Source organism: Halomonas sp. 113 (assembly GCF_904067645.1).
Classification (GTDB): Bacteria; Pseudomonadota; Gammaproteobacteria; order Pseudomonadales; family Halomonadaceae; genus Vreelandella; species Vreelandella titanicae.
In genome coordinates, this window is sequence record NZ_LR881453.1 from 5,108,388 (window position 1) to 5,133,934 (window position 25,547).

At 51.4% G+C, this 25,547-nt stretch carries 21 protein-coding genes and 1 pseudogene; 5 read left to right on the forward strand and 17 right to left on the reverse strand.

All coding sequences use genetic code 11. The features are described from left to right. Positions 1-137: 137 nt before the first annotated feature. On the forward strand, positions 138-1,040 hold the full coding sequence (locus tag YERSI8AC_RS23760; RefSeq protein WP_141440338.1) for a LysR family transcriptional regulator: 903 nt from the start codon (positions 138-140) through the stop codon (positions 1,038-1,040). Between the two features lie 109 nt (positions 1,041-1,149). On the opposite strand, the gene catA is transcribed toward YERSI8AC_RS23760, so the two are convergent. The 6 genes from catA to YERSI8AC_RS23790 all read right to left on the reverse strand — a co-directional run bounded on the left by catA (position 1,150) and on the right by YERSI8AC_RS23790 (position 7,594). Next, complete coding sequence (catA, locus tag YERSI8AC_RS23765) at positions 1,150-2,124, reverse strand: catechol 1,2-dioxygenase (RefSeq protein WP_159177740.1); 975 nt, start codon at positions 2,122-2,124, stop codon at positions 1,150-1,152. 66 nt (positions 2,125-2,190) lie between these two features. After that, positions 2,191-2,481: a muconolactone Delta-isomerase gene (gene catC / locus YERSI8AC_RS23770; protein ID WP_159177741.1), complete on the reverse strand. Its 291-nt coding sequence runs from the start codon at positions 2,479-2,481 to the stop codon at positions 2,191-2,193. Positions 2,482-2,554: 73 nt separating this feature from the next. Then, a complete protein-coding gene (locus YERSI8AC_RS23775) occupies positions 2,555-3,673 on the reverse strand; it encodes a muconate/chloromuconate family cycloisomerase (RefSeq protein WP_141440336.1) in 1,119 nt (372 codons plus the stop codon). Between the two features lie 565 nt (positions 3,674-4,238). Beyond that, on the reverse strand, positions 4,239-5,069 hold the full coding sequence (locus tag YERSI8AC_RS23780) for a 3-keto-5-aminohexanoate cleavage protein (protein WP_159177742.1): 831 nt from the start codon (positions 5,067-5,069) through the stop codon (positions 4,239-4,241). A gap of 113 nt (positions 5,070-5,182) precedes the next feature. Continuing rightward, positions 5,183-6,685 carry an SLC13 family permease gene (locus YERSI8AC_RS23785; protein ID WP_176303010.1) on the reverse strand — a complete coding sequence of 501 codons (1,503 nt, stop codon included), beginning with the start codon at positions 6,683-6,685 and terminating at the stop codon, positions 5,183-5,185. Between the two features lie 432 nt (positions 6,686-7,117). Then, on the reverse strand, positions 7,118-7,594 hold the full coding sequence (locus YERSI8AC_RS23790) for a MarR family winged helix-turn-helix transcriptional regulator (RefSeq protein ID WP_041157349.1): 477 nt from the start codon (positions 7,592-7,594) through the stop codon (positions 7,118-7,120). Between the two features lie 170 nt (positions 7,595-7,764). Between YERSI8AC_RS23790 and YERSI8AC_RS23795 the strand changes: the two genes are divergently transcribed. Continuing rightward, on the forward strand, positions 7,765-8,781 hold the full coding sequence (locus tag YERSI8AC_RS23795; RefSeq protein WP_159177743.1) for an AraC family transcriptional regulator: 1,017 nt from the start codon (positions 7,765-7,767) through the stop codon (positions 8,779-8,781). A 23-nt stretch (positions 8,782-8,804) separates the two neighbouring features. On the opposite strand, the gene YERSI8AC_RS23800 is transcribed toward YERSI8AC_RS23795, so the two are convergent. The 3 genes from YERSI8AC_RS23800 to YERSI8AC_RS23810 all read right to left on the reverse strand — a co-directional run bounded on the left by YERSI8AC_RS23800 (position 8,805) and on the right by YERSI8AC_RS23810 (position 12,049). Beyond that, positions 8,805-9,869 carry a TRAP transporter substrate-binding protein gene (locus YERSI8AC_RS23800; RefSeq protein WP_223828061.1) on the reverse strand — a complete coding sequence of 355 codons (1,065 nt, stop codon included), beginning with the start codon at positions 9,867-9,869 and terminating at the stop codon, positions 8,805-8,807. Positions 9,870-9,940: 71 nt separating this feature from the next. Then, the gene (locus tag YERSI8AC_RS23805; RefSeq protein ID WP_141440333.1) at positions 9,941-10,918 is read right to left on the reverse strand and encodes a 3-hydroxybutyryl-CoA dehydrogenase; all 978 of its coding nucleotides are present in this window, start codon (positions 10,916-10,918) and stop codon (positions 9,941-9,943) included. 24 nt (positions 10,919-10,942) lie between these two features. Then, positions 10,943-12,049, reverse strand: a complete 1,107-nt coding sequence (locus YERSI8AC_RS23810) for an NAD/NADP-dependent octopine/nopaline dehydrogenase family protein (protein WP_141440332.1) — start codon at positions 12,047-12,049, stop codon at positions 10,943-10,945. A gap of 213 nt (positions 12,050-12,262) precedes the next feature. Here YERSI8AC_RS23810 and YERSI8AC_RS23815 point away from each other — a divergent pair, with 213 nt between their 5' ends. Continuing rightward, complete coding sequence (locus YERSI8AC_RS23815; protein WP_159177744.1) at positions 12,263-13,903, forward strand: GMC family oxidoreductase; 1,641 nt, start codon at positions 12,263-12,265, stop codon at positions 13,901-13,903. Positions 13,904-14,260: 357 nt separating this feature from the next. Here the strand turns inward: YERSI8AC_RS23815 and YERSI8AC_RS23820 are convergent, their stop codons facing one another. The 4 genes from YERSI8AC_RS23820 to YERSI8AC_RS23835 all read right to left on the reverse strand — a co-directional run bounded on the left by YERSI8AC_RS23820 (position 14,261) and on the right by YERSI8AC_RS23835 (position 19,714). Further along, entirely contained in the window at positions 14,261-16,399 is a 2,139-nt protein-coding gene (locus YERSI8AC_RS23820; protein WP_159177745.1) for a methyl-accepting chemotaxis protein, read from the reverse strand. A gap of 61 nt (positions 16,400-16,460) precedes the next feature. Next, positions 16,461-16,724 (reverse strand): hypothetical protein, encoded by a 264-nt coding sequence (locus YERSI8AC_RS23825; protein ID WP_159177746.1) that lies wholly within the window; start codon positions 16,722-16,724, stop codon positions 16,461-16,463. 319 nt (positions 16,725-17,043) lie between these two features. Further along, entirely contained in the window at positions 17,044-17,952 is a 909-nt protein-coding gene (locus tag YERSI8AC_RS23830) for a helix-turn-helix domain-containing protein (RefSeq protein WP_159177747.1), read from the reverse strand. A 274-nt stretch (positions 17,953-18,226) separates the two neighbouring features. Beyond that, on the reverse strand, positions 18,227-19,714 hold the full coding sequence (locus YERSI8AC_RS23835) for an aldehyde dehydrogenase family protein (RefSeq protein WP_159177748.1): 1,488 nt from the start codon (positions 19,712-19,714) through the stop codon (positions 18,227-18,229). 804 nt (positions 19,715-20,518) lie between these two features. Here YERSI8AC_RS23835 and YERSI8AC_RS23840 point away from each other — a divergent pair. Next, on the forward strand, positions 20,519-21,928 hold the full coding sequence (locus tag YERSI8AC_RS23840; protein ID WP_236557412.1) for an APC family permease: 1,410 nt from the start codon (positions 20,519-20,521) through the stop codon (positions 21,926-21,928). Positions 21,929-22,031: 103 nt separating this feature from the next. After that, positions 22,032-22,728: pseudogene (locus tag YERSI8AC_RS23845) on the forward strand (transposase); the annotation flags it as partial. A 54-nt stretch (positions 22,729-22,782) separates the two neighbouring features. Here the strand turns inward: YERSI8AC_RS23845 and YERSI8AC_RS23850 are convergent. From YERSI8AC_RS23850 to YERSI8AC_RS23865, 4 genes are all read right to left on the reverse strand, one after another. Continuing rightward, positions 22,783-23,148 carry a cupin domain-containing protein gene (locus YERSI8AC_RS23850; protein ID WP_159177751.1) on the reverse strand — a complete coding sequence of 122 codons (366 nt, stop codon included), beginning with the start codon at positions 23,146-23,148 and terminating at the stop codon, positions 22,783-22,785. A 19-nt stretch (positions 23,149-23,167) separates the two neighbouring features. Further along, entirely contained in the window at positions 23,168-23,578 is a 411-nt protein-coding gene (locus YERSI8AC_RS23855) for a hypothetical protein (RefSeq protein ID WP_159177752.1), read from the reverse strand. A 69-nt stretch (positions 23,579-23,647) separates the two neighbouring features. Beyond that, entirely contained in the window at positions 23,648-24,037 is a 390-nt protein-coding gene (locus tag YERSI8AC_RS23860) for a c-type cytochrome (RefSeq protein ID WP_159177753.1), read from the reverse strand. Beyond that, complete coding sequence (locus tag YERSI8AC_RS23865) at positions 24,037-25,467, reverse strand: FAD-dependent oxidoreductase (RefSeq protein ID WP_159177997.1); 1,431 nt, start codon at positions 25,465-25,467, stop codon at positions 24,037-24,039. The genes YERSI8AC_RS23860 and YERSI8AC_RS23865 overlap by 1 nt, the downstream gene beginning before the upstream one ends. Positions 25,468-25,547: the final 80 nt, after the last annotated feature.

The following is a 25,547-nucleotide window of genomic DNA, read 5'->3' on the forward strand; positions in this document are numbered from 1 at the left end:
TAAATACTGGTAGCGTTATAGCGCCTCACCTAGCTAGTAGCAGATTGCCCGGTTGTTTGAGCAATGCAGCCTGATTGGAAGCCACCGAAGGTAAATGCCACCATTAGTTAAGAAGTTACTCATACCTTGGAGTTCTTATGGAATTACGCCACCTGAGGTACTTTTGCGTTGTCGCTGAAGAGCTTAATCTCACCTGTGCCGCTAAACGCTTGCATATGTCACAGCCGCCACTTTCGCGCCAAGTTAAACAGCTAGAGCAGGAAGTTGGGGTCGAACTGTTTGAGAGAAGCTCGCGAGGCCTTCGCTTAACACCATCGGGTATATTTTTTCAGCAGCGTGCTTTAGAAATTTTGGAGAAAGTAGACGTCACTATTGATACAACACGCCACATGGCACGTAGCAAGCGAACTCTATTTGGAATTGGCTTTGTCCCCTCTATCTTTTATGGGCAGATTCCAATGCTGGTTCGCGACTTGCGTCAAATTGAGAATGTGGAAATATCATTGACAGAACTTACGACCATACAGCAAATTCAGGCGCTTAAAGCAGGTCGTATTGACATGGGATTTGGACGTCTTCGCATTGATGATCCAGACGTAGAGCAAGAGATACTCTTCAATGAGCCATTTATTGCTGCCCTTCCTAGCGGTCACCCTTTAGAGGGCACTACGCCTACATGCGAAGAATTGGCACGTTATCCACTTATTCTTTTCCCCGCCAAACCACGTCCTAGCTTGGCAGATATGGTACTAGGTATTTTCCGCCGACAAGGCTTAAAGGTTGAGGTCATACAGGAAGCAAACGAAGTTCAGACAGCACTTAGCCTCGTCGCCTCTGATATCGGTATTACACTGGTACCTGAGGAGGTAAAGCGCGTACAACGAGATGGTATTTCTTATGTAGCATTGGCGGACAAGACAATCACCTCACCTGTTGTCTGCAGCCGTCGCCGCGGTGAAAAACCATCACTTCTCATGAATGAAGCGACCACCATTTTACACAAGCTTGTTGATGATCGCTTCATGGGCCGCTACCCATAACCTATGATATTCAAAGGAAAGTGGATCCTTTGGAGCTTGCCAATTCCCCTTCCTAGCGCGGCCCTTCTTTAAAGCCCCTTCAAGCACTTAAAGGAAATTAACAAGGCTATTAAACCTTCGCGGTACCCGCCAACTGGCTAGCGAGATCCTGCTCGTCTTCCTTGGCGCGGGGGCGGGCGTGACGCACTTGCAGCTCAGGGGCTTCGGTTTTAGCCAGTTCGACGTTAAACACCACATGGGAGAACGGGCCGTCCAGGTCGCGCTTGGCGATCTCGGCCGGATCTTCGATCCGTTCAGCGGGCACCACCAGCTCTTCCCGGGTCGCGAAGGCGAAGTCGTCAAAGGTGTAGGGGTCGCCCGCCAGGTTGATCTGGGTGGTCAGGTGCTGATGGCCCGGTGCGGAGACGAAGTAGTGGATATGCGCCGGGCGTTCGCCGTGACGGCCCAGGGACTTGAGCACCACATCGGTGGGGGCGCCTTCAGGCACGCCGTAGCCGGAGGGAATGATGCTGCGCGCGGTGTAGCGGCCTTCGCTGTCCGCATAGATCGTGCGGCGCATGTTGTACTCATCCTGGGAGGGATCAAAGAACGAGTAGCCGCCCTTGGAGTTGCAGTGCCAGATTTCAACCTTAGCGCCGGGGATCGGGGTACCGTCGACATCGCGCACCTGACCGGTCAGCCACATCACCTCGGCATCGGGATCACTGCCGTCGTCCATGCGGGCGAAGCCTTCCGCTTCCGGGGCACCGGCCACGTAGAGCGGGCCTTCGATGGTACGCGGGGTGCCGCCGGTGCGCTTGGCTTCGGCATCGATGGCGTCTTGACGCATATCGAGGAAGTGGTCAAAGCCGAGACCGGGCGAGAGCAACCCGAACTGGGTTTGGCTACCCAGGGCATTGAGCAGGTTGACACCGGCCCAGTACTCTTCCTCGGTGACATCGAAGTCATCGATCAGCTTGAACAGGTCGCTGACCAGGCGATGGACGATCTGCTTGGCGCGGTCATTGCCACCGGCTTTATCAAAGCCGGCCACGGTTTTGATGAAGTCTTGAACCTCGGGCGTGTCGAATATTTTTACAGTCATGGTGAAACCCTCTGTTTGTTATGGGGTGTTGTTGTCGTCATACGATTTGGCGTGTTATGTGGAGAACTAGCTGTCGTCATCACGCACTGAAGAGGGGTGACGACACAGCGGTTTGACGCTGATCTCCATATAGGGGAAGAGCGGCAGATTGCTGACCAACTCTTGCAGCTCGGCGTTGTCTTCCACGTCAAAAATACTGACGTTCGAGTAGCTACCCGCTACCCGCCACAAGTGGCGCCACTTACCCTGGCGCTGCAGGTCTTGGGAATACGCCTTTTCCGTTGCCTTGATCTTGGCTGCCTGATCGGCAGGCATGTCCGGCGGCAACTTAACGGTCATCTCAACTTGAAACAGCATATGGCTCTCCTCTTTCATCGCGGGCGATCACAAACGATGGCTTTATTTACTGCGGCTTTTACTTACGTGACGTTTACTTGCGTGAGTAATGCGCCAACTTATCTTCATCTAGAGTGATGCCGAGCCCAGCCCCTTGCGGTAACTCCACCCCAAATTCGGTGTAGTTGAGAGGGGAAACGACGATGTCGTCTTGCAGCAGCAGCGGGCCGAACATTTCCGTGCCCCAGGCCATTGCTGGCAGCGTTGCCCAGGCATGTAGAGAGGCAGCCGTACCGATAGTGCCCTCCAGCAGGGTGCCGCCATATAAGCCAATGCCAGCCGCTTGGGCGACGTGAGCTAACTCTAGTACCCCGTAAATACCGCCGGATTTGGCAATCTTCAGCGCAAAGGCACCACTGAAGCCGCCGCACACAAGATCAAGCCCGTCGCGGGCATCTTGCACCGCCTCATCGGCGAGCATTGGCACATTGAAGCGGTTAGCCAAGCGAACTAAGCCGGCATGTTCACGAGCGCCAATGGGCTGCTCAATTAACTCAATGCCAGCATCCTGTAGCACCTGAATACCGCGAACGGCGGTGGATTCATCCCACGCCTGATTAACATCAACTCGCACGCTGGCCCGATCACCCAGCGCTTCCTTGATAGCCGCCACATGGCGCACGTCCTGATCCACCGGGTTAGCACCAATTTTTAACTTGAAGTCGCAGTGCCGACGCTGTTCTAAACGCAGCATGGCCTCATCAATATCTTTGGCGGTATCACCACTGGCTAGCGTCCATAGTACGGGCAAGTGATCCTGACGTACGCCGCCCAGCAGCTCGGCGACGCTCAATCCCAAGCGCTTGCCCTGAGCATCCAACAGAGCCGTTTCTAATGCAGATTTGGCGATCATATTGCCGCGAGCATGGCGGTTAAGCCGAGCACGCAACTGATGAACATTGTTAGAGGGCTGGCCGACCAGTAGAGGGGCTAGATAAGTATCAATATTGCGCTTAATGCTCTCCGGGCTTTCCGGGCCATAGGCCAAGCCACCAATGGTGGTGCCTTCGCCGAGCCCTTCGATACCGTCGGAGTGGCGCATGCGCACAATCACCATGGTTTGGCAGGCCATGGTGGTCATGGAGAGTTTGTGAGGACGGATAGTCGGTAAATCGACCAGCAGCGTCTCAATATGTTGGATGACGGTTGACATGCAGGCTCCAGCGTCTGGCAATCATTAGCTAGGCTGCAGTTTGGTAGCATCTGATTTTAGAAACCAATATTGTTTAAGTGCCTTTCCATACCGTAAGGGTATCGCTAACCCAGCATTAGCGTTGCTGTTTAACGCTCATGTGTAGCTGTAGCTTAAATTAAACCGTGCAAAACAAACTAAAAATATATTTTCTTAAATACTGATAGATTAAAATTCAACTAAATCAAATGACTACAATAAAAAATGGTGCAGCTTAACGCTGCACCACTAATCACTAAATGAGCATAAATGCCTTAAATAACGAAATGAGAAAAGCCGTAGCACTTCAGCCGTTAGCCCGATACGACAGCCATTTGCCGCGGCCGCTAGGGTTCTCAACCACATCGCGCTACAAAATACATTTACGACAAAAGGATAATACTGGCTGCTTTATGAAAAATTACCGGTGACTACTGACATATCGCGAAGTAAGTAGCCCTCTCTGACACCTTAAAGACGACTACACAACAATCCGATGGTGATTGAGTATGTTCCTTCACCCACCGTTGGGTAGCAGCTAACATTTTTACACATTGTTCAACCCAAGCATCTCACGCGCCTGCTGCCAAGTAGCCACTGGGCGCTCATACCTTTCGCATAGGACTACGGTGCGCTCGACCAACGCGGCGTTGGAAGGAGCCAATGTGTTGCTATCCAGGCGTACGTTGTCTTCAAGGCCGGTACGGGTATGGCCACCTGCAGCAATTGACCACTCGTTAAGTACGTATTGATTGGCGCCGATGCCTGCGCCACACCACTGTGCATCCGGCGCTAGCCGCTTGAGTGTCTCAATATAAAAATCAAAAGTCGGCTTGTCTGCTGGCATCGAATTCTTAACGCCCATGACAAACTGCACATAGAGCGGTGCTTTCAGCTTTCCCTGCTTGGAGAGTGCAACCGCCTGATGGATATGCGATAGATCAAACGCTTCGATTTCAGGCTTAATGCCATACGTGAGCATCTCATCGGCAAGCCACTCCACCAACTGGGGCGGATTCTCGTACACACGATTGGGGAAGTTATTGGAGCCCACCGAGAGGCTGGCCATATCAGGCTTGAGCGACAGCATGCCGCCGCGCGCCTCACCGGCGCCGGAGCGCCCGCCGGTTGAGAGCTGAATAATCATGCCAGGGCAGTGCTTCTTAAGCCCTTCCATTAGGCGACCAAACTTCTCCGGGTCAGATGAAGGCGTTTGGTCATCATTACGCACGTGGCAATGAGCAATGGTAGCTCCCGCCTCGAACGCCGCCTGAGTACTTTCAATTTGCTCTTCAACCGTAATCGGCACGGCAGGATTGTTCTCTTTGCGCGGCAGGCTGCCGGTGATAGCGACACAAATAATACAGGGCTGAGACATGGAAACCTCTCCTTGTTCATATTGCGAACACTAATTTGTATTACGAACAAAATAGAGCGAATCTTTACCAGCGTCAAATCCGAATCGCTGCCAATGACGTTGACAACCACATTTTAGAAAGAGACATCGAATACCAAAGGGACGATGGTGTAGAGCGCGACCATAATCACCAGCAAACCGATGACGTTGAGCCAGATACCTGCTCGGATCATGCTCTTGATTGGAAGATCCCCTGTTGCGAAAGCCACTGCATTGGAAGGTGTCGCCACGGGCAACATAAAGGCGCAGCTCACGGCAAAGGTAACCACGATGGTCATCAGAAAAGGTTCGATACCCAGTCCCACGGCAATAGATCCCATAATCGGGAAGAAGGCAGCCGCCGTCGCCGTGTTACTGGTTAGCTCGGTCAATAGGATAATGACGATAGCAGTGATGGCTAGGATCAGAATCGGAGGTAACCCCGATAATCCCGAGACGCTCTCGCCCACCCACGCACTCAAGCCAGTGGCGGTGAACTGGGCTGAGAGTGTTAGGCCACCGCCAAACAAAATCAGTACCCCCCAGGGCACGTCACGGGTAGCCGACCACGCCAGCAACGCCCCTTTTCCATTAGAGGCAGGAATCACAAACATCAGAATCGCCGAGAGAATCGCCACACTAGTATCGTTGATGTTACCCAACCAAGGCAGCGCGCTCTGCACTACAGGAATTCTCGCGATTAAAGGCAGGAATACCCAGCAGAACACTGCCCCGGCAAAGACCATCAATACACGTGACTCTTCAGGCGATAGTCGGCCCATCCCCTTGAGCTCTGCCTCGATCATCGCCCGGCCACCCTGGATGCTCTCGACTTCCGAGCGGAACACCAGTTTGTTAAGCACAAACCAAGCCAGCATTAGCATGGTGAATGAGAACGGCACACCCACCAGCATCCAGTGGCCAAACCCGATGCTGAGCCCGTGGGTGTCTTCCATGTAGGCCCGCATTAGCGCCATCGGCGGCTGGCCGATCAATGTGGCCATGGAGCCAATGGTGATGGCATAGGCAATGCCCAGTAGCACAGAGGCAGAAAACTTGGGCGTGTCATCACCGTTACCCAGTGACTTCACTAGCGCAATGATCGAGCCTCCAATGGGCACCATGATCACTGCGGTGGCGGTATTGCTGACCCACATGGTGATAAACCAGCTAGCGAACATCAAACCGAAGACGATTTGAGCCGGCTTAGTACCCACGGTGAGCACCGTCAGTAGCGCGAAGCGGCGGTGTAAATTCCAGCGTTGCGTTGCCAAGCCCAGCAGTACGCCACCCAATACTAGAAAGACAATGCTGTGAGCATAGGGCGAGGCGGTCTCACCGACCGAGGCAATATCGAAAAAAGGGAACAGTACAAGCGGCAACAGCGACGTGGCAGGAATGGGTATCGCCTCGGTCATCCACCAGGTGGCCATCAGCATGGCAATACCCGCCACTAGACGAGCATTGAAGGCCAGCGTTTCAGGCAAAAGGAAGAAAACACCCAAGCCAATGACGATACCCATTACAAGTGAGATTGGCTTGAAAGCAGAGGCTTCAGCGTAGGGCGCTTGTTCAACGGCCCCTGTGGTATGCGACATGATCGTTTTACCTGCATAGCAATAACGGTGCAGGTGAGTGTTACGACTGATGGGCCGAGTCGCCAATACCTCTCAGGTTGATGCACATACCTAATTGAGTAAATTGACATGAATACAGAGAACTCTATATAGTCAATAAAATCAGTTATTTAACTATAAAATAGCTGCTATTTTCGTACTTGACCTATTCGTGACTTTCACAAGGGATAGGGAATATCCTGCTTAATTACGACGTATAGTTTACGACTAATGGATGGGCTACTGCGAAAAGCGTGGCAATTTCACTACCCGCGTGACGTTTAAGCAAAAGCGCTAAGCGGAAGTTTGAATAAAAAGGAGTAGTTCAGGAAAGGGCAGGGCTATTAGATAGCCCATAGGGCAAATGTAAGCACTTTGGCCGCGATGGCAGTAATTCCAGCGTCCCTCTAGACCTTAAAGCGCGTTTAAGTTATGAAACATCCTACTCAAGCACTGATTGATATACACAATGTCCTGTTTACTGAAGTCGGCAAAGGCTTTTTCCACTAGACGGCTAGTGACTTGCCGAGCAATATCCAGCTTTGCCTCACCCGCCTCAGTAAGCTCTACTTCCGTGACGCGACCATCCTGCGGGCTGGCTTCTGTTTTAAGCAAACCCGACTCTTGCATTCGGTATACAATTTTGGTGATAGTTGACAATTTTGCAACAGCGTGTACTGATATATCCGACATGCTAAGGCGCCCATGTTCATGTAGGATCATGAGAATGCGCCACTTAGACGAACTGAGCCCGAGTGGTTTCAGTAGTGTATCAACATCAGCGCTGTATTTAGCATTCAGCCTCGCGACCCAATAAAAAGGAAAATCACGCGAGCGAAATTCATCGGCAAGAGGAAAAAAGGAAGACGATAATTCATCCTTGTCGACCATAAGAAGCGCGCCATCCAAAAAAATAGTGGATTATTCTAGCATATATCCATTCGAGTGTAAGCGCCTGGGAGCTTCTAGAGATAGAGCGTGCCATCTACTGGCCTAGCCGCTATTGCCTCGGCTTCACACCCCAAAACCATCACCTGCTTGGTGCATTGTTGAGGTGAACCATGGGTACAACACCGTTTCTGCTGCAGAAGCACGCTATTCTGCGCACCGATTCACAAGAGGTCATTCGTGAGAATGTCACCCACTACCTCTGCCCACATCGCATGCGTTTATTTGACGGCCCGCGACTTGCCTCACGTTTGAGTGCCGTCAGCTTCGACCAATTGGCCATTATCGAATTGCAATATGGTGCCAATGTCGAAATTGATCCCGTCGAAGAGTCAAACGTTTACCTGTTTCGTATCACTCTCGAAGGCCAGGGAACCATCGTATACGCTGACCGTCAGGTCAGTATGATTCAGGGAGGTGTTACTGTCACATCCCCCTGTCAACGCGCTCTCATTCAAACTTCTCCGAACTGCCATAACATCATCGTTCGAGTACCGCGCCACCGGTTGGAACAGCGCCTTTCGTGCCGACTTGAACAGCGCATTGATCTTCCGATCATCTTTGACCACTACTTTCCCGAGCATTACCCCGGCACGGTCTTTCTTCTGGATACCATCAAGTATTTTGCCCGTCTCACCGACTCTCTTCACCAGCAAAATGCCCCGCGCCAGCAGATCAAGCTGATGGAAGACTACTTATATGACAGCCTGCTGGGGCTGTTCATTAACAACTATAGTCAGCGCTTGAGTGGTAACCCCTCTCCTCTTCCGCACTATGTAAAAAACGCCAAAATGCTTATTGACCAAAATCTCAAGCAGAGTATCGAGCTCGAGACACTAGCCTCGATGGTGGGGGTATCAAAGCGCACGCTGCAATACGGCTTCCAGCAATTTATTGGGCTCTCACCCAAAGCCTATTTTACTCAGCAACGCATGAAGAGTGTGCACCAGGCGCTGATTGATGCTCCTCGTGGCCACCGTGTCACCGATGTCATCATGCAGCATGGCATCAACAGCCCTGGCCACTTCTCCGCACAGTACAAGGAGGTCTATGGGGTGACCCCCGTGCAAACACTACAGTCAAACCGCGAACATACTACTGGTAACGAATTGGCCAACGTCTTGTTCTGAGCCTACTGTCGCCTCTGCTATTTTTACTCAGCCTCGGTACGATACTCCTCGATCAGCTCACTCATTCGTTCTGCAAAGGCATACGCCGGTAGGCCCTGCTGCTCTGCATCCGACAGGATAGTCTCATTGACCGGCGCGAGCTGATCATCCCAACGGCTAGCCTCATCATCGTCAAGCGCTATCACTTCAACCCCCTCTTCCTGTTGCGCCCACTCAAGTGAACGCTGTATATGCTCATCGAGATATTGACCGGTGAAGGTTGCCATCTCCGGCGCCAAATCCTCGATCACCGCCTGTATATCAGTAGGCAGCTCCTCCCACTTCTCTCTCGACATCAGCGCTGCAAAAATGGTGTTAGTTAAGGGATAGTCGGTCACGTACTTAGCCAAACGTGCAAACTGCATATCCATTAGCACTTCCCGGGAAGCCGCATACCCATCGATAATGCCGGACTGAAGTGCCTCGCCAGCATCGGCCTGGGACATGCCTACTGCTGTTACTCCCAGTGCGTCCAGCGCCCTGGAGTTATCGCCGGAAATTCTTATTTCCAGCCCCTCCAGGTCTTTCAGTTGATGAATCGGTTCAATGGTTTGGAAATAAGCAGGCTCCGAGGTAAAGGCCGTGATGACCTTGAACTCTTCGAGTTCGGGCATCTGGTCACCAAACTCTTGAATCAGTTGGTAAGTCATGCGGCTGGCGACTTCTGAATTGACGTCCTGGCCGGTCAGACTCCCGGCCAAGTTGATCAGAGGAAAACGGCCCGGCTCGTAAGAGGTGGCTGAAAGCCCTATATCCGCAACACCATTCAGCACCCCATCGTACATATTGCTGGCTGTGAGTAAGGTGCCCCCGGGGAAGAGGTCGACTTCGACACGCCCATCGGTACGTTCATTGAGCTCTTTCGCCCAGTGCTCCATCTGAATGGCCGGAAAGCTCTGCGCAGGGGCAAAGAAAGCGTAGCTGAGGGTAATCACTTGGGACTCGTCGCTAGGCTCATCGACTACCTCCTCCTGTGCATCGCTACACCCCACCAACGCCATTGCAGCCATTAGTACCGTTAACGTTCCCACCTGTGTACTCGTTTTCATTATGACTATCCTCGGCGAAGGCCTACAGGAACAGCATGGTTTCCAATAGGCGCGTTATAGGCTGTGAAGGATTAATAACGGGTAGTGACTGCTGGCATCAGGTCAAGCAGCTCGAGACGCTTTAGAAAAGCGTCGGAGCGCTGCTTTCGGTAGTTCGACAGATCGACCCCTGAGTAGTCGAAGAAGCCCACGCCATCTTGGAAGCCTCGACGCTTCTCTTGCATATTCCGGGTAATAACCTCAGGTGACTTGAATCGGTTATCCAGCTTGTCGCACAGGTAGTTGGAGGCATAGAAAAGCGTATCGCCACCGCCCCAATCGATGAACTCCAGCACTCCCAGCACCGAATAGCGCAACCCCAGCCCGACTCGAATGGCCACATCGATATCCTCGGCACTGGCAACGCCCTCCTCGACCATACGCGCGGCTTCATTCATGAGCAGCACCTGCAGGCGGGGAATGATGTAGCCCGGCGCCGCCTCGCACAGCACCGGTACTTTTCCTATCCCTTTAAGCACCGTGAACAGCGCATCGACATAACGCTGCTCGGTATCCTTGCCCCGGCTTACCTCCACTAAGGGCATCAAATGGGCAGGATTAAGCCAGTGGGCGTTCATAAAACGGGCCGGATGGCTAACCATGCAAGCGAGTTCGGTGACCAGAAAAGTGGACGTCGTTGAGGCGATAACAGCCTCTTTATCCAAATGTCGGCTTGCCCAGGCCAGCCCTTGCTGCTTAATCTCGCTGACTTCAGGCAGCGCCTCGAAAACCAGACGGCTTCCCGCCAACATCTGCACCTGCTGGTCATCCACGATACGAAGCTGCTTCACCATTGAAGCGATCTGCTCTTCCTGAATGAGCCGCTTCTCCTGAAGATACTTGAGCTCCGTCACTAGCCGACTGCGAGCCTGCTCATAATAGTGCCGACGCTCTTCAGGGCTGCGCGGCTTGAAGTCGATCAGCACGACCTCCTTCCCAGCCAGAATGAATGAGAGGGCAATACCTTCTCCCATTCTTCCTGCTCCCAAGACGATGATGTTGTCCTGCATGATGCAGTCTCCTCTATCGGTAGGTCAGGCCTGAATGCCATACGTCAATAAAGAGCGCATCTGCGCCTGGGAGAGCGAATCCAGTCCCAGCATTTCCAGCGTTCGGCCTTGGGCATAGAGATCTTGGCCGGTGATCGCCGAAGCAATGCTTAAAAGCCCCTCCGCTACTGGCGTGGGCTGCCCCGCCCAGCGGCCAACCGATACGATGAAGGAGAGCCCCATTCGGGTGTCCTCCAGCATGTAACGATGGTGATGAAGGTCGATGTTCTCTCGCCAGTCGCCACTATCGGTCAGTTTGCCGTGGGCGCCCCGGCCATACATCCACTCCTCTCCTTCAGAGGCGTAGTGATTGGCAAGAGGAAAATGGGAGGGCTTGTAACCCAACTTTTCGCGCACCGCGATACGCTCATTATCTAGCGCGGTGGTCACGCTGCGGATAGAGGGCTGGGTTCCTTCGTTATGAATATCCCAGGCATCAAAATGCTCCAGCGGCCCCGCATTCATCATAATTAAAGGCGGATGGATAATAGGGCCAGCGTTCATTAAGGCGCCACTAAGGCCATCTTCGATGGGTTCGACGCTGGGGTAGGCCTCCCGCAATACAGAGAAGGCATGTGCTGACAGTTCGCTGGGGAAGACGCCGGTAGGTAGCCGAGTTGCATAAACACTAATGACAACCTTATTCGTACCGTGCTTACGCGCCAAATAGGGGAGCGTTCCCGTTTCACAGAAGGCCACTTGGCTGTCGTTACCCGCTTTTCGCATCGCTCGGTGGAACAGGTAGCTGCCGAAAGTACCCGGAGGCAGAAAGACCACCTGATCATCCCGTAGTAACGGCCCTAGTTGGTCGGCTAGAGTGTCATGGGAGGTGGCGGGTAACGGCACAATCAGTAGCTCCGCCTGTTGCGCCGCCTCCGTCAGGCTATCTGTTAGAGATAGTTGATCCTTGTGAGTGCCAACCTGGATACGCCGTTCACCTTGCGCATCCTTAACGTCCAGATAGCCCAATTGACGCAACTCTTGCAGAGCATTGCCATCCCGACGCCACAATGTCACGTCGAAACCTTTCTCCACCATCTCGATGGCTGCGGCGTAGCAACCATGTCCACCGCCAATAACGCTGACTTTCATGCTGATCTCCGTTTCTTGTTAACACCTTCAGGCATCGTTAAACGGTATAGCCATAGCGTTGCTGACGGATATCCACAATACGCAACCGATATTCAAAAAACGCAATTAACTTCGTGCAGTCAGGTACAAATAGTTTGTCCACCCTGATCAATTTTCTGCTGACACAATCAACTTGGATAGGGGCAGAATAAAATTCCAATGACGAGGCCTCTAATGTGCAGACAGGAATATGACTATATTTTGGTTGGCGCTGGCTCAGCAGGCTGTGTTGTTGCCAGCCGTTTGATCGAAAACAATGCGGGGAGCGTCTTATTACTCGAAGCTGGGGGCAAAGATAGCAGCCCTTTCCATACCATCCCCGCGACAGTGGTAAAAGTATTTCAACAAAAGTCATGGCCCTACATGACAGTACCTCAGCAGCACTGCAATCACCGCGAAATGATCATCGCGCAGGGAAAAGTACTGGGTGGTGGAAGTTCGGTAAATGGGATGATTTACATTCGTGGTCAGCACAAGGACTACGATGACTGGGTAACTCAGTGGGGTTGCACCGGCTGGGGTTATCAAGACGTACTGCCCTATTTCCGAAAAGCGGAATCAAACGAAAGCCTTAGCGGCCAGTACCACGGTCAAAACGGCCCTCTACCTGTCAGTGAAAACCGCTATCGCCACCCATTAACAATGGCTTTTATGCGCGCTGGCCAGGAGATGGGCCTTCCCTACGTTAATGATTTCAATGGCGCTACTCAGGAAGGCATTGGCTTTTATCAAACAACTACTCTAAATGGCGCTCGTGCCAGCGTCTCTAGAACCTATCTTAAAACGGCACAAAAAAGTAGCCAGCTAACAGTCACCACAGGGACTCTGATACACAGAGTCATCATAGAAGAGGGCCGCGCGCTAGGCGTGGAATTTAGCCAAAAAGGCGGCACGCCGATAACCGTTCGGGCGCGCAAAGAAGTTATCCTGAGTGCGGGCGCATTTGGCAGTCCAAAGATACTTATGCTCTCAGGTATCGGGCCCAAAGAGCATCTATCCAGTCGCGGTATTGAGCCAATAATTGACCTACCTGTTGGCCAAAACTTGCATGACCATCTTCATCTCTCGCTCAACGCCACTACTCATTCACAAAACAGCATACTGGGAGAAGATAAAGGTCTTCGCGGAATCAAACATATGGCGCAATGGCTAGCCTTCCGTAGCGGCCTATTGACCAGCAATATTCTGGAAGGTGGTGCGTTCATTGATAGCTTGGGCGTTGGCCGACCGGACATTCAACTAATGTTTCTACCTGTTCTGGATAATTTCGACAATACGCCAGGTGAAGCGCCACCCGCGGCAGAACATGGGTTGACTGTCAAGGTTGGTCACCTTCGCCCCAAAGCACGTGGTGAAGTGCGATTGCGCAGCTCAGACCCAACCGATCTACCCCTTATCGATCCCAACTATCTCGGAGACCAAGATGATTTAGATGGCCAAATCCGAGCCGTTCAGATTGGCCTTAAGCTCATGCAGCAACCTGCACTAAGAGGACTTATTAAGAAGGTGACCGCACCAGAAGGCATTGATTGGCGTGATACAAGCGAGATCGAAAAGTTTATACGCCATTCCATCAAAACCGTGTATCACCCCGGGGGGACTTGCCGAATCGGTACACATCCCTCTACCTCGGTGACCGACCTGCAGATGTGTGTGCATGGAGTGACCAACCTGCGAGTCATTGACCTCTCTGCTTGCCCGCAAATTAGCAGTGGCAATACCAATGCTCAAGCCATCATGCTGGGTGAACGCGGGGCAGACTTGATATTGCTTACTGAAGCAACTTCCACCACGCCTGCTCGTTGTAATGAGTAAGCGGCCTCTTCCCCGTTATTTGCATTAGTGCATTGCGGCTAACCTCACGCGGCGAGTTATGAAATTAATGCTTGAAAGAGTGGTTGAAATGGGTTGAATTCGCGAACTCCCACTTGCTAGGCAATCTGCGTGATAGATTGATCGGTTTCCTGCTGAGTAGCCAGTCCTTTAGCACAGCGCTCCATACGTCGACTGGGCCATGTTCTCACCGCTATCGAAGCCCAGAGCATATTCTGTATAAGCAAGCTGAAACAATGCGAGGCCCATGCCGTAAGCGCTGGCGTCAAGTCACACGTGACCGCTTGCCGATCGATGCACGATTCGTTAAACGGCATGGGCTCGATCTTCTACTTACGTTTACTCATCAAGCATCAGCTGTCCAGATTGTTGCGAGAGTCTTTCTGCAGGAGTGGTTTCTCTACCGGTTGCGCCACGTTCCATCAGAAAAAACGCACCTACCACCTCGCTCAGACGCAGCGACTGCTCCTTGAGCCGGTCAGACGCCGCCGTGGACTCCTCAACCATCGCTGCGTTCTGTTGGGTCATGTGATCCAGTTCAGCGACTGCCTGGTTGACCTGGCCGATGCCCTGGCTTTGCTCCTTGGTGGCCGCACTGATCTCGCCGAGTACGCCGGTGACCCGCGCCACGCTGGCGACGATCTCATCCATGGTTTTTCCGGCAGCCCGCACCAACTCGGCACCGGCCTGGATCCGGGTTGTTGAAGTTCCAATCAACTCCTTGATCTGGCGTGCGGCCTCGGCGCTGCGGCTGGCTAACTGGCGTACCTCGCCAGCAACCACCGCAAAGCCACGGCCCTGCTCGCCGGCGCGTGCTGCTTCTACCGAGGCGTTAAGCGCCAGCAGATTGGTCTGAAAGGCGATGCCATCCATCACCGAAACGATCTCGGCGATCTGCCGGGACGATGCATCAATTTCATCCATGGTATGCACTACCCGGGAAACCACCTCACCACCCTGAGAGGCGACTTCGGAAGCTGACAAGGATAGCTGATTGGCCTCCCGCGAGGACGCCGCCGTATGCTCGACAGTGCTGGTAAGCTGCTCCATCGACGCGGAGGTTTCCTGCAAATTGGTGGCCGCAGTCTCGGTACGCGACGACAGGTCTTGGCTGCCCATCGCAATCTCACTGGCTGCAACCCGCACCGAATCACTGCTCTCACGGACATCAAGTAACACGTTGTTTATCTTGTCGGCGAACGCATTGAATTGTATGGCCAGCGCGGCACTCTCGTTACGCCCATGTACCGGCAAACGCTGTGTCAGGTCACCATTTCCACTGGCAATATCACGCATACGCTCAGCCAATTGGCGTAGCGGGCGAGCGATACTACCACCTACCCACCAAGCCGCCAGCAGTCCCAATCCGGCAATGATGAGACCCATAAGGGACATGCCCAGCATGTCGGCTTGACGCTGGGATTGCATCTGCTCCTGCAGACCATGCAGCCCCGCGAGCACAGCACTTTCAGGTAGGCGAATCATTAGCACCCAAGGCTTGCCGACCCCCGCTATGGTAAACGGCCAATAGAGCTCGACCATGCCCTGCTGGTCATCGGTTTCGAAGATAAGATTTCCCTGCTGGGCCTGAGTGACACGCTCCTGCAGCGCGGGCTGTAGTGTCTTCGCCATCGGCTCACCCAGCATCGCTGCTTCCTGGGTGTAGGCGACCACGCCGCCTCGTGAAGCGATCAGCGCCATTTCCCCAGCCCCGTCATAGAGAGCCCGGTTGGCCTCGCTCAATGTGGCTTGGAGGGAGTCAACGGACAGATCGACACCGGCGCTGCCCATGAACTCACCATTAACGACGATCGGTGCATTGAAGGAGGTCAGCATGACGGTTTTACTTTCGACTTCGTAAGCAGCTGGATCGGTAATGCAGGGCGCCAGCGTCTCCTTTGGACACAGGTAGTATTCACCCTCGCGCAGGCCGTTGGGCTGCAGGGTATCACTTTCGATAATATCTGCCCCCTGAGGCATCACTTGGAGTGAGCCGTTCTCGTCGCGATACCAGAGTGGCATGAATCGACCATCAGGACTGTGCCCCGGCGCACTGGTGGCGGCAAAAGGGGCATCTGGCCCAAAGGCGTTGGGCTCCCAGCCAATATAGGCGTCTGTGATCTCAGGATTCGTGGCCATGAATTGGCGAATGACGTTCATGACCTCCTGTCGGTTGAGATCGAGTTGCGCGTCTTCCTGGCCGGACTTCACTCCCATGAGGGTATTGACGTTTGCCAGGCTTTTGGCAACTCCCAATGCCTGTCCTAGTTGCAGTTGTATCTTTTCTGCCTGATAGGCGGCCTCTGCGTAGAGCCGATGCTTGGCACCTTCCTGAATCATCTGCTCCGTAACGTGGCTAGATCGCTCCTGGGCTTGTGAGTTGGTAACTACTGCATAGACAGTGAGTATCAGAACCGCGACTGCCAAGCAGGCCCCTACCAGCACAGTAACGAAGATTCGCAGCGACCGGAAGTGCATGACTATTACCCCTTAATTTTTATCTTATTTTTTGGCAGCAGATGTCTTAAAGCGTTAGAAATTAAATAATAATTTCTGAACATGGCATGCCATCTTTGACATAGCCTTCCTGCCAACTTTGCTCATCTTCGTCCAGGGTGCCGGACTGGGAATAGCTGTCCTGGCTATTGTAAATCCCTAGAGTTGCCTCGTGATCAGCATCGATTGACGGGCCATTTTCTTTATAGATTTCATAAGCCTTCGCAGTTAGGGAATATAATGAAGTTAAGAGAAGCGCTGTTTCAGAGAAATTTGCGATGGGTGGGAGAGAAGTTTTTATATACATTGTTACGCCTCTACGATTTTTGTATTTTCGCGCTCGTCTTATTGATCAAAACATACAGTTCTCTTGAAAACTTGGCAGCTACTGACAATTTTTTGTCTTCTGTGGCCAGCTTAACGGAAAAAAAATCATTCGGATCTTTGTAAATTAAAGTTGATAACTGGCAGAAAATCAGAGACCAGAGCACAATGGTCAAGTACAACACCGGGCCTATCAGGTATCGCGTTGTTGTGACATAAGTCTTTTCAATTGGTGGCGGAGCTAATTATCGATTCCATTCTTTATATGATTGATTATTTGTTAATCGATGTGTTGCGCTTTTTCATGCTTCCTGGCTTCGTTTGCGAGTGTCAGAGGGAAGCTCAAGAAATAGGCGACGGTATTCGCGGCTGAAGTAACTCTGATGAAAAAAACCCTGCTGCGCTGCCGCATCAGCCAAGCAAAGGGTAGGGTCTCTCATCAGTCTGCGGCGCACCGCATTGAGACGTAGCGCCCTAAGATAATGCACCGGAGACTGACCTGTCTCAGCCTGAAAACTATACTGTAGTGTGCGCCGTGAGATGTTGAGTTGTTGACAAAGCGCCATCATCGAAGGCGGATTGTCTGGATGCATCTTGGACAGTGCATGGCAGCGATCCACTACATAGCGACGAGTGCGGTAATTGCTACTGTCATCAGACACCACAGTGCAAGATGGTGATCCAAGTAACAAGTCTATACCCTCCTTTAGCTGGCACATTATCGCTTGCTGGGTGCATGGAGTAGCTTCTCCACTGCAGGTTCTTAAATGCTCTGTCAATGCCCACCACTGCTGCTTGACCATCTTGAATAAATCCGGCGTAACTGCGAGCACCCGGGATTTTCTTGCATTCTGTTCTAGCCAGCTATGGCGGTTAAGGTCTATAGAGACCACTAGCAAGTCGTAGCCAGCTGGTGATATACCCAAAAACTCGTTGCAACGCGGCAGTACCGTAATGGCATCAGAGCGAAAGAGGGAATTGTTAGGCCATTGTAGCGGCATGGCTAAATGCCACTGATCTTCTGGAAAACGCATTAATTGTGAGACGGCGAGGTTGGCTCTTTCGCGGAAAAGCCTTATTCCCGGCTCGCTTATATCAATGATTTCCCCAACAAAGCTCCCTTCGTCAATCTGATCAAATTCCTGCTGCCAACCAGATAACCACATGGCATGCTCGGTTACATCTGTACAATGATGGAATGCAATAGGCATGGGGGCCACTTTTTGAAGGGGGTAGAATTTAAAAGATAAATCTTGATTAGCAATATTAAATACTAGATTAAGCTGCTGTTTGATATTAATAATTATTAGGGATGGTCATCTTAAATGTTTTTGTCAGCTTAGCTATTTTAGCCTATCCATATTTTCTAAATTAAATTTAATTAATGTTTTTTCATGACTTTTATTACCTAAGAATACACAGCTTTTACTTTAAAACTGTAAAAGAAGGTCGACGCCAGTGAGGCGCCAACCTGATGACAAGGCTTCAGTAGCGAATCATTACAGATTTAATTTCGGTATAATCCTCAATAAATGCACTGCCAAACTCTCGACCCGTACCAGAAGCCTTGATACCTCCAAACGGCACTGCGGGGTCGATAAAAGTATGCATGTTGACATACACCGTACCTGCTTCAATTTCAGTTATTAGGCGCAGTGCGCCGGAGAGATCGTTGCTCCAAACACTGGCAGTCAATCCGAAAGGTGAATCATTGATCAAAGCAGGTAATTCATTTACGTCGTCATACGCTAACAGGGTGATTATTGGGCCGAAGGTTTCCTCGTGTAACATCCGATCTTGCGAGCTAAGCGCTAGCAATAGGGTTGGCTCTACGAAGTAACCAGGCTGAGGCAGTGCTTTACCACCAAATAACACCTTGCTCTCCTGATGAGCGACCTGCAAACACTCCATAACTTTGTCGAACTGCGGTTTGTTGGCCAGCGGCCCGAACTGTACACTTTCATCCAGTGGAGAGCCGATAGTCAGCTGCTCTAAAGCAACGCTGAATTTCTCTATCACCTCTTGTAATCGCTCACGTGGTACGTACACACGTTCCGGCGCCGCGCAGACCTGACCTTGGTGTACATATCCACTCTGTATCAAGCCTGCAACAGCCGCATCGACATTTACATCCGGCAGCAACGCAGCTGCGTTCTTGCCCCCCAGTTCCAATGTCACACGTGTAAGGTTAGCTGCCATTGCAGCTTGGCCAACTTTAAGGCCGGTCGGCACTGAACCGGTGAAAGAGACCTTAGACACTTGCGGGTGGTTAATCAGTTGCGCACCGACCCCTCCTGCTCCATTGAGCACATTAAACGCCCCAGGAGGCAAGCCGGCCTCTACCGCTAGCTGTGCCAAACGTAGCATTGTCAACGGAGTAAATTCGCTAGGTTTGATGATGATAGTACAACCGGTGACTAACGCGGCGGCGATTTTCCACACACCGATCATCACAGACGAATTCCACGGCACGATGCCTGCTACTACGCCAACTGGTTCTCGACGGGTAAACGCAGTGTACTTCTCGTCAGCCATGGAGGGAAAAGAAGGGCTTATAGTTTCGCCGTTAATTTTGGTCGCCCAGCCAGCGAAGTAACGTAAAAACATCGCACTTTGGCTAACTTCGAACAGTCGCGATAGATGAATAGTCTTACCTGAACAAAGGGTTTCCAACTGGGCCAGCTCCTCACCGTTTGCTTCGATAAGATCAGCCAAGCGGTTAAGAACCACACCGCGCTGATAAGGAGAGGTCTTTGCCCAGCTTCCTTTAAACGCACTGCGGGCCGAAAAGACCGCTGCTTCGATATCGGCTTTGCTGGCGTTCGCAATCTCGGTAACCACTTCTTCGTTAGCCGGATTAATGACCGGGATACTAGTATTGGAATGGCCCTTATAGTACTGGCCGTCAATAAAGTGGGCGTGGTTCTGTTGAAGAAAGTCTTGAACCTGAGGCAAAAGCTGTATTTCGTTCATGAGGGCTCCTGGGCAACGTGAGATAGTTCAAAGTTAAGGTAGCAGTCGTTAGTCAATCAGACCGTAAAGCCCCTTCGTCTGATCGTAAAAAAGCTCAAGTGGCACGATGCCAAGGATCATGGCTCTCACCGCGCACAGAACAACGATGTAGCCCTAATCTCGTATCGACATTGAAGCTTCGCTGTATGGATCATCGTAAACTCTATTGGATCCTTAATCCGCAATCGAAAATTGATCGTGGCTGCCAAGCTTGTTGTCTATGGCTGCCTAGCCTAGTGAGGAGAAGTTTTTGAAGTCCAAGTTGATTAAGGGTTGTTAAAGTTTTTCGATGAACTCGGAATTCAATCTCTATCGATAAAAAAATTTTGCAGCTATTTTAAAAAACATGAATTATATCGCTGGGCTCACGCAATCCTCTTTAATATAAAATGCCAGGTTCAGTACTATGGAAGAACCTGGGTGTCTTGGGCTTCTTTATTTAGTCAGCGTGCAGCTTTAAGCGGCTTAATTGTCAGGGGATATGGGGCTGTCGAAACCGATGAAAGCGCAGGAGAACTAGGAACCCTAATATGTGTTGCGATAAAATTACCAGGCACTTCGGCTGCATACTTCTGGCAAGTTAAAGAAATATAATTGCAGATAGGGAGTACAAAATTTGGCCTGTTGCCAGGAAAAATTGGTCACAAAAATTCAAGTTTATGGCAGAAAGGATCAAGTAACAACAATTTACATATGAGTATATTAAGACCGTGGTTTTACCTAACAATACTCAACAAATTGCCTTTTGGTTCGTGAGGTTAAAAAATGAATAAAGTAGATAACCCTAAATCAGGAATGGTGGGGGACTATGGCCCCCTTGTAGATGGGAAGGCTCGAAAGAGGTCTCGCCTCGGCTTCATTACGATGATCTCTATTTGTATTGGCTTAGTTATAGTTCAGGGATCGATGCTGTCGGCCTTGCAGGGTGTGGGCATTGGAGGGACAGCCTTTGTCGCAGCTGTTATTATTGCGTTCATCCTTTCTCTTTTCAATGCTATGACCTTCTCTGAGCTGTCGCTTATGTTTCCGCATGCTGGAACGTTAGGTACGTATACCGAAAAAGCAATCGGGCACTTTCCTGCAATTCTGGCCGTATATGCAGGCTACGTCGTTGTGGGAGTGCTAGGGATTCCTGCCGAAATGTTTCTGGTAGATGCGATATTGAATGAGTTATTGCCCGGCTTGTTTCCCCCGATGCTGATACCGTTTGTTATCTTAATTGCTTTGACAATCACCAATATTTTAGGGACAAATGTATTTGCAAAGGCTCAAAATTTCTTTGCTTTTATTCTAGTATGTGCATTGATAACTATTGGATTAGCAGCTGTAACTGGGATCGCCGAGCCGCACCCCGTGCTGGAAAATTCAGCACTTACCTGGGACTTTAAGCAGGCGCTAAGTTTAGATACCATTGGACTTATTTCCCTCGCGATGTGGATGTTTGTAGGTGTTGAATTTATTTGTCCAATGGTAAATGAGGTCAAAAAACCAGAGAGGGATATTCCTAGAGCAATGATGCTGTCACTATGTATAATGCTAGGTATATATACCTTCTTTATTTGGGGAGCATCTAAGTACTTAACGCCCGAAACGCTAATCGGCACACCTATTCCTTATCTTGATTATGCGAATGCGGTTTTTGGGAAGGCTGGCCTTCTCTTTGCGACTGTGATGGCCATTGCAGCGACTTGTAGTACTGTCAATACAGTCCTTGCCAGTGTTTCGCGCATGCTACAGGGTATGGCAGAAAACGGGCAATCGTTTCCGCAGTTAAAAATAACCAGTAAGCGGTTTGGAACTCCATGGGTAGCCATTGTGTTCATGTCGCTAATGGTTTCTATATTCATGATCTCGATGAGTATTGATTTTATCATCGTACTGGTTATCTCAGCATCTACCAGCTGGTTATTGGCTTATATCATAGCTCATATTGATATCATTGTTTTACGAGTTCGCTATCCAGAATTACCTCGTCCTTATAAGAGCCCTTTCTTCCCTGTGCCGCAACTGCTGGGAATTATCGGGATGGGTTACGTTGCATTTAATAACTCCCCCACACCTGAGTTAACACAACAAATTTACATTACTGCGGGAAGTATTCTGCTAGTCATTAGTATAATCGCTGTATTATGGGTTAAGTTATATATGAAGAAAGGTCTTTTCACCCCCGAATAGCTATAGTGTTAGCCCGAATTTCTTTCGCGGTAAAAAAAGCGGCTGAAAGTGTTAACGTTTCAAGGTCTTACTCTAAAAACCAACACCAACAGCCGCCTCCGAAATAGTACCTGAAAAACTCACCTTCTCGCCACTCTCACGCCGCCAAATTGAAGCCGATTTCTCAGGGGCCACATAACCTCTGACGCTGGATTGCTCCTGTTATTGGAAGTTTATAAGTAACATCGCCTAACGCTTCGGCGCTTCATGCCCCTGGGCACCGGAACAGATTCGCCACAAGAGCAAGAACGACTTCCTGGTTCGTCAGTGGTGTTCGGTGTCGCCGCGGGCTACGAAGATTTCAACGACCATGAAGCACTGCGCTATGACCAACTGTTCAAGCAGCGCTAGGTGAAGATGATACTCTGGCAGGCGAGTCTACGCTGTGCCGGTTAGAGCAGAGCGCCGATCGGCAAGCAAATGGTCAAGACCCATGAATTGCGGTGGCCCCCCCTTCAATGAACGGCATGACGCACCCCGAAGAGGAGCATGCTGGAATTTGATGGCACCGATATCGTTGTACACGGTGAGCAAGCCGAGAAGTTCTTTAGCCGCTATTACGATCACCGCGGCTACTTCCTGCTGTATGCCTTCTGTGTCCGCCATCTGTTAGTGAGTATCTGAGCATCACTGACAACAGCGACAGCCATTACAGCTGGGCGAGCCTGGCGCTACTGGTGCGTTTTATTGGCCAGTACTGGCCAATAAAACGCATCATGTTATGGAGTGATAGGCACTTTTGTCGCCTTCGGATGCTGAACTGATGTGATTGGCATTATATCGACTACCGCCAAGCAACCTATGGCTACAGCTCATCAGGGTTGGGTTGCAGCACCAAAGTGCTTAATGAAAGTGTCGCTTTTAACGTCCCAGATGACCGGTGTTCCCTGCTTGACGAACCAGGAGTCACCCTCATGGTATTCCATGGATTCTCCCGTGGATTCATTGGTCAGTATTACCGTGCCTTCAACGACGGTTGCATGTTCGCTAAAGGTGTAGACAACGCGATACTTGCCCCCAGTACAGCCGAAAATACCGCAACTGAGTGGATCGCCGATATTACCTTCCAGCATCCTGCTCGAAGCCTGCGGGTCGCCCTCCAGCACCTCGGCACCCATGTTAGCGACGCTGCAGATGCTTTCCAGGTCACTGTAGGCCTGCTTCAACTTGAGAGATATCATATTGCTTATCCTTTATTCCCTATCCTTCGTCGATTTCGCCAGCGGCATACATATCGGCCATTACCTTCCAGTCGCCGTCATGTTGTTCCCAGACCATCAAGCTCTTCATGACGAAGTCCTCGCCTTCGGTTGGGGTGACATACCAGTTCACCCAGCTGATGACACCAATTTCGCCCACGGGGCTGGCCTGAACCAGGGTGAGTTCGACGGCGTTGCTGGTATCCACGAGATATTCGACGAGTCCGGTCAGTGACTCCATCCCGGTATAGACGTCAGTGGTATCCTCACCGGTGATCCTCGTCTCCTCGACATAGAGAGACCGGGCGATGCCCTCGTAGTCATCTTCGCTCCACATCGCCTCGACGGCCTCGAGCTTGTTCTCGATAGCGACCCTATCGGCCTCCGATAGGCCCGCAGCATTGGCACCCATCGATACGGTCAAGAGGGACAGCAAGAGTGGCAGAGACTTCTTAATGACATTGGATCCTTATTGGCGAGGTTATTCGGAAGACTGCTCCAGGTAACAGATCACTGCATTGCGCTGTGTTTCGTTCTTCAGCCCACCATAGGCCATCATGCTGCCCGGAGCATACTCCATAGGGCTGGTCAGGAACTTGCTCAACTCTTCAGGGGTCCACTCGGTGTCGAGCTCCTCCAAGGCGACCGAATAGCCGTAACCTGGGGCGGTACCAGCCGCTCGACCGATGACGCCGTAAAGGTTGGGGCCGACGGAGTGTGTCCCACTGGCATCATTGGAGTGGCAGGTGCTGCAGGTGGCGAAGGCCTGCCTGCCTAGATCTATATCGCAGTCATTCGCGGCCAATGCCGGTGCGATGGACCCCCAAAGACAGGGGAGTCCCAGTAACCAATGGGTAAGTTTCAATCTCATTATGAGTCCGCCTCTGCCTTGAGCAGCACCGATACTTGTTCGGCGGCCTGGGCGCCGGACTCGATGGCCCCGTCGATGAAGCCGCGCCAGCCACTGGCGATATCCGAAGTGGCGAAATGGATATTACCTTCCGGGCGCTGGAGTTCTTCCAGCCTCTCGGTCAGCCAGCCGGGACGATACATGCACCAAGTCCCCAGGGCGTAGGGGTCGACGTTCCAGTTGTAACTGGCAAAATCAATGATCTCAGTGTCTGGGAAATATTGATTGACAGCAGACTGGATAGCTTCTGCATCGGTAGTATCCAGTTGTTCGGGGGAAATTCCGTAGGCTACTAGAATTTGGCTGTTCTCATCTTCATATTCTGTCCAGATAAAAGTAAAGGGCATATCCTGGTTGCCTTGGCCAAACATTACAGGGTGATTCCCCTTGATCCGAATGTATGTTTTTATTCCAGATCCGGTATGGCGTTGCTGACTGGTGTCCATCTTGATTGAGGAGATGGAGGGTGAAAATTCAATGCTCGACACCACGTTCAACGGCACGGAAAGGATCAACTTCTTGGCAATAAAAGTTTCTCCTCTTGCGGTCGTAACGCTGACGCGATCGTCAACCTGCTCGACCTTTCTGACAGGCTGGCCCGTCTTAAACTCTGCTCGGCTATCCTCATGAATTTTTCTTAGAAGGGTTTGAGTACCACCTTTTATTTTATAGCGTCCGATATTGTCCCACATGAAGTCCTGGTTAAATCCCGACAGTGCGAACCACCTGAGTTGATCAAGATAGCTGCTCTGATCCGCATCGCTGTGACCATTCATCGCGGCGAAAGTCTGTATCAATGTACGCTGATCGAGAGGCAGGCCTAATGCATTGACAGCTTCCTCAGAAGACATCATGTCAAGACCGTGGTTATCGTGCATGAAAAGAGGATCATATGGCCTGGGCAGGACTTCCTGAGCAGGAGCGTAAAAGCGATCTATTGCAGGCCCCATGAGTGACCAAAAATCATCGGGAGAGCCTTCTTGTCTTTCTCCTGACTCATTATGCCAGACGTAATGAGTGGCTCTTGCTCCTGCGGTTTCATCAATAGCTACTTGATAGCGCATCTTTTCGGCCCAGACATGGGGTTGCCCCCAGCCGATATAGCTGCCGCCCAGATCGATATCGTGACCGGCGAAGTGGCTCGTGAAGGTGCGGCCACCGAGACGGGCGCTGGCTTCCAGGTGCAGGACTCGCAGGTTGGCCTGGCTCGCATTACGGGCGGCGGTCACACCGGCAAAGCCGCTACCGACAACGATTACGTCATAGACACTGGCATCTTCGTCCGATCCATGAGCATTCGTGGAGAGGCCGAGAGTACCGGCCGCCATGCTTCCCGCCACCATGGCACCCGAGGATTTAAGAAAATCGCGACGATTCAAAGATTTAGCCATTTTTATTTCCGTTCTAGTGGTTGTAGTTGTGGTGCGGGCAATCAACCCTTGTCAGCGACACTACCAATGGGCGGAGCTCA